Consider the following 8,260-nt stretch of genomic DNA (forward strand, 5'->3'; position numbering starts at 1 on the left):
CCGGTGGCGCCTATACCAGTTCTGACCGTACCAATCAACAAGTCGAATACTCTACAGCAGAAGGCGATACAGCTGATGCCTGGACCGCCGGGGCAAAATACGATGCTAACAACACCTATCTGGCAACCATGTACTCCGAAACCCGCAATATGACGCCATACGGTAACTCAGCAAACACCATCGCTAACAAAACCCAAAACTTTGAAGTTACCGCCCAGTATCAGTTTGATTTTGGCCTGCGCCCGACGGCTTCTTTCCTGATGTCTAAAGGCAAAGACTTAACCGGAACTGACGGAGATAAAGATCTGGTTAAATACGCAGATGTTGGCGCAACTTATTATTTCAACAAAAATATGTCTACCTATGTTGATTATAAAATCAACCTGCTTGATGACGATGATAACTTCTACTCAGCAAACAGTATTTCTACCGATGATATCGTTGCTTTAGGTCTGGTATACCAGTTCTAATCCTGCCAGCCCGCCTCTGTGGCGGGCTTTTTCTGCTTATGACACCTCCCTTGATCTAAATTAAAAATGTGAACTCCGTCATTACACAAAAAGTGTCATCTGGCGTTACACTTTATGCGGATACTAAAACAGGAGGTTTTATGCACAGAACGATTCTTGTCCCTATTGATATTTCTGATTCAGAATTAACTCAACGCGTGATTAATCACGTTGAAGCTGAGGCAAAGATTGATGATGCAAAGGTTCATTTCCTGACGGTAATACCTTCCCTGCCCTACTATGCCTCTCTGGGTTTAGCGTATTCCGCAGAATTACCGGCAATGGAAGACCTGAAAGCGGAAGCTAAATCGCAACTTGAAGAAATCGTTAAAAAGTTCAAACTCCCGACCGACAGAGTTCACATCCATGCCGAAGAAGGCTCACCAAAAGATCGTATTCTGGAAATGGCGAAAAAGCTCTCTGCTCATATGATCATCATCGCCTCCCATCGGCCAGACATCACCACCTATCTGCTCGGCTCTAACGCCGCCGCCGTAGTGCGTCACGCTGAGTGCTCCGTACTGGTTGTACGCTAACCCTCACGCCCGCACATCGCTGCGGGCTTTTTGATTCACTTCGCAAATGTGCTGACGTTTTCCCGCCAATATTTCAAAATGCCAGAAATCATCTGCACCGACAATAAACAACGATAACCTGCGTTTTGGAACCTCATTTTCACCATCAAGAAAAATCTTAAAACCGTTCAATTGGCGAATTGTAAATTGCGTGTTCAGAATGTTTTTTAATAGAATCAATTTCGGCTGGAAACCATTCAATACTCGCACTATCGAAAGTTTCCCAGCCTGCCGCGGCACGTTCTTGCATACGACGTGCCGCGGCTTTTATTAGATTGTCAATAGCTCCAGAATCCACGCCCCGGTTTGTCAATGCATGGGGCGAGAAGCAAACATCATAAAAACAACGCCATTGTTACTCCCGCGAATATCTCTAAAGTAATAAAGCAATTCAATTAAAATCAAAAAATACCGGAGGTTTATTGAATATAAGAGAATTCAGTTCTATCGTGGAAAATGTTAACGTTGCTATCAACATTTACCCACGAAAAAATAAATTATATTATTAACATTACATTTTCACTGATTTGTTTTGATATTTTAGCACAAAAATTTGGTTTAAATTTTTTATTTAAAATATCTATCCAGATTCAACCACTTTGGAAAGTTGTTATTATAGATATCATCGTGCTCTCTCTGAAAATCATGTTTACATTTGTTTATCATCTGTGTAAATTAATGATGTGGCATATGCCACTCTACTTTCATCATAGTTTGTGCAGACATGTACTCCGCCATGAAGGTTTTTCATGGCGCTTTTTATACTTACATGTTAAACAAGCAAAAATATGTTGCTGAAAATAAAGCTATTCTCTGTGTAAAAATAGATTTTTCTTTACCTGACTTGCAATTTACGCTATCTCTTAATAACGATATATAAGAGAGCAGCACATATGCGTTTATATCTGGCGAGAATGATGAGATCAATTAAGCCTTTGATCGTGATCGGGAGTTTATAGGGTATCGTTAATTTAAGCTGCTGATGCTCATTTGACTGGCAGTGGCCATATTTCATGGCCACTATATAACCAAAAGATATCAGAAGATATGAACTCTTCCTGAGGTATTCTGAATACGTCTGGACAAAACTCCTTTTGTTATCATCAGTTCTGCAACCTTCTGCCTTCAACTCAGAGGCTAAGATACCGACATTTTAACCAAGTGATAGTTGCCCTTCATGGCAAACTAAAAAGATAGCAGTGCTCCGGTATATTTCATAAACACACCTTTTCCCGGTGTATCGGGCATCATTGACATGTCAAAACACCTTTTGAACAAGAGAAATCTCCGGGATTAACATTGAAAGATCGGCAAGGTATTTTTTCTTGCGCAGCAAGATCCGTCCGTTTCTTCCAATCAGCACTGGACAATTCTCTTTGTGAAAAAGCAAAGTATGCTTCAAGGAAAGTATTTCCACCATTAAGCTGCCTTTCCAGTTCAATGACAATCTCAGCCATTCTATATTCACGCCTCAGTAGCTTGTCCAGAAAACTACCTTTAACAAGCTCTACGCTAAAACCATCCAACATCTTGACATAATGAATAGAATATAACCGCCCCCAGGCAGAGAGATTTACTTTATATTCTCTTCGGACTATATCCTGCAAGGATTGCACTGCGGTAGAGGATAATTTAGAAATACGAGAAAGATTCAAAGTAGTAACTGACATATTAAAAATATTGTCCATGATTATACACATCCATACTGCAAAGAATGAATAACACACATCACAAGATGGTTACAACGGTATGAATAAAAAACCATCTGTAAAATAATGTAAATTCGATAAAGCCAGCATGTTAAACCTTATTAAATAAGACCAATATTTATGACAACACAAAATAAAAACAATAATTAAAATTAACAAAAAATATTTTGAGAAATTAATTTAATCAATTATATATTATTTATTGTCGGTAGAAAGCCGTCAGCAGCAATGCTTCCTCTTCTATGAGGCACTCCAGATCTACAGCAGCCAGAAGGAGGCAATATACTCACTGGTTAAAACAAAAGTCCCTAAACAGAAACCTTATTACCGGGTAAGCAGTTTAAGGGCAAGATGAGATCCACCAGTAAAACGTGCTGGCATTCGCCGCCGTAATCCGTACCATACGCGGCATACTTTTGCCTGCTGACTGTTGACGGCAGGAGCGAACCCGGCATTTATAGCCAGCCAGATGGGGTATGAAATTTACGGTATGTGGATTGATGACATGAACGACGAACAGGTAGCCATGTTGAATGCGCGGTTATCGTAGTTGCAAAGTTTGCCCCCAATTTGCCCCATTTAGTACCAGAGAACTTAAATAATGCAAGAAAATCAACAAATTACAAAGAAAGAACAATACAATCTCAACAAATTGCAAAAACGCCTGCGCCGCAACGTAGGCGAAGCCATTGCTGACTTCAATATGATTGAAGATGGCGACCGTATTATGGTCTGCCTTTCCGGGGGAAAGGACAGCTATACCATGCTGGAGATTCTGCGCAATTTGCAGCAAAGCGCGCCAATCAGTTTCTCATTGGTGGCCGTTAACCTTGATCAAAAACAGCCGGGATTCCCTGAACATGTTCTACCGAAGTACCTAGAAAAGCTGGGCGTTGAGTACAAGATTGTCGAAGAAAACACTTACGGGATCGTAAAAGAGAAGATCCCTGAAGGCAAAACAACCTGTTCACTCTGCTCTCGTCTGCGTCGCGGCATTCTTTACCGTACAGCAACAGAACTGGGCGCAACGAAAATCGCACTGGGTCACCATCGTGATGATATCCTGCAAACACTGTTCTTAAACATGTTCTACGGCGGCAAGATGAAAGGTATGCCACCGAAGCTGATGAGCGATGATGGCAAACATATCGTGATTCGTCCGCTGGCTTACTGCCGCGAAAAAGACATTCAACGCTTTGCCGATGCAAAAGCGTTCCCGATTATCCCGTGTAATCTGTGCGGCTCGCAGCCTAATCTACAACGTCAGGTCATTGCTGATATGTTGCGTGACTGGGATAAGCGTTATCCCGGACGTATTGAGACGATGTTCAGCGCCATGCAGAATGTGGTGCCTTCACATCTGTGTGATACCAATCTTTTTGATTTCAAAGGCATTAACCATGATTCAGAAGTGGTTAATGGCGGTGATCTGGCGTTCGATCGCGAAGAGATCCCGCTACAACCTGCTGGCTGGCAGCCTGAAGAAGATGACCATCAGCTGGATGAGTTACGGCTGAATGTGGTTGAAGTTAAGTAACAATACATTGCCCGATGCGCAAGTTTATCGGGCCTACACTGTTTCCACTCTTTTGTAGGCCCGACAGGCCCCCCGTGTTGCATCCGGCAATACAACATTTCGTTATTTCAACAACCGTACACGACACGTTTTTCCTTTAATCTTCCCGCTCTGTAACTGCCTCCATGCCTTATGAGCAACTGCCTGTCGCACTGCGACATACGCATGCGCCGGATGTATGACTATTTTTCCAATATCCGCCCCCTCCAGGCCGATATCACCAGTCAGCGCCCCCAGCACATCACCAGGGCGCATTTTGGCTTTTTTCCCACCATCAATGCACAGCGTCGCCATTTCAGCTTCCAGCGGCACAACGGCGCTGCTGGCTGGCGGTGTTTGCCAGTTAAGTTTTATCTGCAACATATCTGAGAGGATATTGGCCCGCTGCGCCTCTTCCGGTGCACAAAAACTGATCGCCAAACCGCTATTTCCTGCGCGAGCCGTACGCCCGATGCGATGCACATGAACTTCAGGGTCCCACGCCAGCTCAAAATTCACCACCAGCTCAAGAGATTTAATATCCAGACCACGCGCAGCGACATCGGTCGCCACCAGAACACGAGCGCTGCCGTTAGAAAAACGCACCAGAGTCTGATCCCGCTCACGCTGCTCCAGATCGCCATGTAACGCCAGAGCACTTTGCCCTGCCTCATTCAAGGCATCGTAAACAGCCTGACAATCTTTTTTGGTATTACAAAACACAACACAAGACGATGGCTGATGCAGACTTAATAGTCGTTTCAATAATGGAATTTTGCCCTGGGCAGAAGTCTCATAAAATTGTTGTTCAATGGGGGGCAAAGCTTCTGTCGTATCTATTTCAATAGCTAAAGGGTTGCGCTGAACACGTCCGCTTATCGCGGCAATGGCTTCCGGCCAGGTCGCTGAAAATAAGAGCGTCTGGCGAGAAGCTGGCGCAAAGCGAATCACGTCATCAATCGCATCGCTAAATCCCATATCCAGCATACGATCGGCTTCATCCATGACCAATGTATTCAGGGCATCCAGCGTCACAGTGCCCTTTTGTAGGTGATCCAGCAAACGACCCGGCGTAGCCACGATAATATGTGGCGCATGCTGTAGTGAATCACGCTGAATGCCGAACGGCTGGCCGCCGCATAAGGTCAGAATTTTGGTATTCGGCAGAAAACGAGCCAGCCGACGCAACTCCCCTGCGACCTGATCCGCCAGTTCACGAGTCGGGCACAGCACTAAGGCCTGAGTCTGAAACAATGTGACATCAACATGCTGTAATAACCCCAGGCCAAACGCCGCCGTTTTGCCGCTGCCGGTTTTCGCCTGCACGCGAACATCTCTTCCGGCCAGAATCGCAGGAAGTGCGGCGGCCTGCACCGGCGTCATGGTTAAATAACCCAACTCATTAAGGTTAGCGAGCTGGGCAGGAGGCAAAACGTTAAGGGTAGAAAAAGCGGTCACAATCTATTCTCATGGTCATCGACGCAAAGTCAGCAGGCGCGTATCCTCGCAGATCTCCGCTCACGATGCGACAATTTAATCGGCTCTTCATCCGGCGACGGGTCGGGCATGGGTTGTGGACGAGGGATGGGGTCGGGAACCGGAACAGAATCACCAGGTATCGGGTCAGGATAAGGAAGTTGCAAATAAATGAGCGTCGTCATATTTCCCTCCGATCATTGCGTTGACTCTTAAAGGGTAGACGTTGAGGAATAACAAGCAAAAAAAAGCCGACTCATCTAAGTCGGCGTCGTACGAATCAATTGTGCTATGCAGTAATTCAAAAAAGGAAGTAAGACAATATGGAGCGCAACGCCCATCGCTTGACGTTGCATTCACCTGCGGGAGAGATATTGCCCTGAATAGGTAGGGAGTTTATTGACTTCGCTCAAACTTTACGGTGTTTTTGTATACAGAACCCTGGAAAAATTGCTTTTGTTACAACCATTTACTACGATGCAACCATAAAGCAACACCACCAATAAGAACGACTAACAGAATACAAAAAAGTGAAAAACCAAATTGCCATCCTCCACCGGGTATACCGCCAAGGTTAACGCCAAATAAACCGGTTAAAAAAGTGCTGGGTAAAAATACCATTGCCATCAATGACATTGTGTAAGTGCGGCGCGCTAAATTTTCCTGCATTACCTGGGCGATTTCATCTGCCATCACGCCAGTCCGTGCTATACAAGCGTCGATTTCGTCCAACCCACGCCCCAGACGATCGGCAATATCCTGCATTCGACGACGTTGATCATCATTCATCCACGGCAAACGCTCACTGGCAAGACGAGCATAGACATCACGCTGCGGCGCCATATAACGACGCATAACAATCAATTGCTTACGCAATAATGCCAGAAATCCGCGTGGTGGAATTTGCTGATCGAGCAGGTTATCTTCCAGATCGATAATTTTATCGTGCAGTTGTTCAATAAACTCACTGGAATGATCGGTCAACGCGTCACACACATCCACCAACCAGCCACCGCAATCGGTTGGGCCTGTGCCCTCTTCCAAATCGCTGACCACATCATCCAGTGCCAGCACTTTACGTTGTCGGGTCGAGACAATTAACCGTCCGTCCATGTAAACCCGCATGGCGACTAACTGATCGGGGCGTTCATCCGTACTACCATTAATGCAGCGCAGAGTAATCAGCGTCCCTTCTCCAAGACGACTCACTCTGGGTCGCGTACTTTCCCCTGACAGCGCATCGCGCACGTTATTTGGCAGCAATGGCGTCGTCGCCAGCCATTGGGCGCTGTCATGATGCACATAATTGAGGTGGAGCCAGCAGGGATGCGCCTCATCTATCTTATCTGTATCTTCCAGCGGTTTAACGCCGCCTTTACCATTCAGCATCCAGGCAAATACTGCATCCGGGACATTTACGTCCGCTCCCTTAATCGCTTCCACAGTGCCTCCATCATCAACGCATTATTTTGTAGTCTAGCCTTCTGCTCCTGTTACGCAACATCTCATCACCCCATAGTCCTGAAATGCTTAATAAAATCCTGTCTAAATTAAATACAGAAAGCAAAATACTTTTCCTGATTTGAAAACGTGTAAAGCGTTAAATAACGTCTATCATTATCAGAATTATCTGATCACTTGTCGTGGCTTTTTTTCGATCGGGTAGCAATAAAAATTGATAAAAATAACGGGATTTCAATGACTACGCACAACTTCAATACCCTGGACTTATTAACCAGTCCTGTCTGGATTGTTTCGCTCTTCGAGGAACAGTTAATTTATGCCAATAGTGCAGCACGGCAGTTGATGCAAGAACTCACATTTAGTCAGCTTCGAACCGGTCTCTATTCCATCTCCTCCCAAAATGAACTACCTAAATACCTCGCGGATCTGCATAACCAACTTGATATTGTAGAAATTCTCACTGTCCAGCGTAATGGCGAAGAGACGGCATTAAGCTGTCGGTTGACCCTCAAAGAGATGAGTGGCGCTGGAGAAGTAATTATCTTTGAAGGGATGGAAACACCCGCAACTCTGGGACTAAAAGCCAGCCGTTCGGCGAATTATCAGCGTAAAAAACAAGGATTCTATGCACGTTTTTTCCTGACAAACTCCGCGCCAATGTTGTTGATAGATCCTTCGCGTGATGGGCAAATCGTCGATGCCAATCTGGCCGCGCTCAATTTCTATGGCTATAACCACGAAACAATGTGTCAGAAACACACCTAGGAAATTAATATGCTCGGGCGTAATGTAATGCCCGTCATGCATGAAATTTCGCGTTTGCCCGGGGGCCATAAACCTCTTAACTTTGTCCATAAACTGGCGGATGGTTCCACCCGACATGTGCAAACGTATGCCGGCCCCATTGAGATTTATGGTGACAGGTTAATGTTATGCATCGTGCACGATATTACCGAACAAAAACGACTGGGG

9 protein-coding genes and 2 pseudogenes are annotated in these 8,260 nt (G+C 45.1%); 5 read left to right on the forward strand and 6 right to left on the reverse strand.

The annotated features are described in order from the left end of the window. Together EA14781_RS20865 and uspF are read left to right on the forward strand one after the other, a co-directional pair. On the forward strand, positions 1 to 470 hold a 470-nt coding region (locus tag EA14781_RS20865), incomplete at its 5' end, for a porin (RefSeq protein WP_042336180.1). A gap of 140 nt (positions 471 to 610) precedes the next feature. Further along, positions 611 to 1,045: a universal stress protein UspF gene (gene uspF, locus EA14781_RS20870; RefSeq protein ID WP_002462186.1), complete on the forward strand. Its 435-nt coding sequence runs from the start codon at positions 611 to 613 to the stop codon at positions 1,043 to 1,045. Positions 1,046 to 1,048: 3 nt separating this feature from the next. Here uspF and EA14781_RS25365 read toward each other — a convergent pair whose 3' ends face one another. Both EA14781_RS25365 and EA14781_RS20880 read right to left on the reverse strand, forming a co-directional pair. After that, positions 1,049 to 1,294: a hypothetical protein gene (locus tag EA14781_RS25365; RefSeq protein ID WP_002462187.1), complete on the reverse strand. Its 246-nt coding sequence runs from the start codon at positions 1,292 to 1,294 to the stop codon at positions 1,049 to 1,051. Between the two features lie 1,037 nt (positions 1,295 to 2,331). After that, on the reverse strand, positions 2,332 to 2,772 hold the full coding sequence (locus EA14781_RS20880; RefSeq protein ID WP_024164797.1) for a hypothetical protein: 441 nt from the start codon (positions 2,770 to 2,772) through the stop codon (positions 2,332 to 2,334). 328 nt (positions 2,773 to 3,100) lie between these two features. On the opposite strand from EA14781_RS20880, the pseudogene EA14781_RS24535 reads away from it, so the two are divergent. Together EA14781_RS24535 and ttcA are read left to right on the forward strand one after the other, a co-directional pair. Beyond that, a pseudogene (locus EA14781_RS24535) lies at positions 3,101 to 3,343 on the forward strand (site-specific integrase); the annotation flags it as partial. Positions 3,344 to 3,394: 51 nt separating this feature from the next. Then, a complete protein-coding gene (ttcA, locus tag EA14781_RS20890) occupies positions 3,395 to 4,330 on the forward strand; it encodes a tRNA 2-thiocytidine(32) synthetase TtcA (protein ID WP_001157396.1) in 936 nt (311 codons plus the stop codon). Positions 4,331 to 4,432: 102 nt separating this feature from the next. Here the strand turns inward: ttcA and dbpA are convergent, their stop codons facing one another. The 4 genes from dbpA to EA14781_RS25535 form a co-directional block, all read right to left on the reverse strand. Continuing rightward, positions 4,433 to 5,806, reverse strand: coding sequence for an ATP-dependent RNA helicase DbpA (gene dbpA, locus EA14781_RS20895; RefSeq protein WP_000123704.1), 1,374 nt, complete (start codon positions 5,804 to 5,806; stop codon positions 4,433 to 4,435). 29 nt (positions 5,807 to 5,835) lie between these two features. Further along, positions 5,836 to 6,009 carry a proline-rich small protein YnaL gene (ynaL, locus tag EA14781_RS26020; RefSeq protein WP_032275239.1) on the reverse strand — a complete coding sequence of 58 codons (174 nt, stop codon included), beginning with the start codon at positions 6,007 to 6,009 and terminating at the stop codon, positions 5,836 to 5,838. A 274-nt stretch (positions 6,010 to 6,283) separates the two neighbouring features. After that, the gene (zntB, locus tag EA14781_RS20905) at positions 6,284 to 7,267 is read right to left on the reverse strand and encodes a zinc transporter ZntB (protein ID WP_000387364.1); all 984 of its coding nucleotides are present in this window, start codon (positions 7,265 to 7,267) and stop codon (positions 6,284 to 6,286) included. 13 nt (positions 7,268 to 7,280) lie between these two features. Then, complete coding sequence (locus EA14781_RS25535; RefSeq protein ID WP_212741658.1) at positions 7,281 to 7,328, reverse strand: hypothetical protein; 48 nt, start codon at positions 7,326 to 7,328, stop codon at positions 7,281 to 7,283. Positions 7,329 to 7,522: 194 nt separating this feature from the next. Here EA14781_RS25535 and EA14781_RS20910 point away from each other — a divergent pair. After that, positions 7,523 to 8,260: pseudogene (locus EA14781_RS20910) on the forward strand (PAS domain S-box protein); the annotation flags it as partial.

Origin of the sequence: Escherichia albertii NBRC 107761 = DSM 17582, assembly GCF_000759775.1 — a bacterium.
Lineage (GTDB): Bacteria > Pseudomonadota > Gammaproteobacteria > Enterobacterales > Enterobacteriaceae > Escherichia > Escherichia albertii.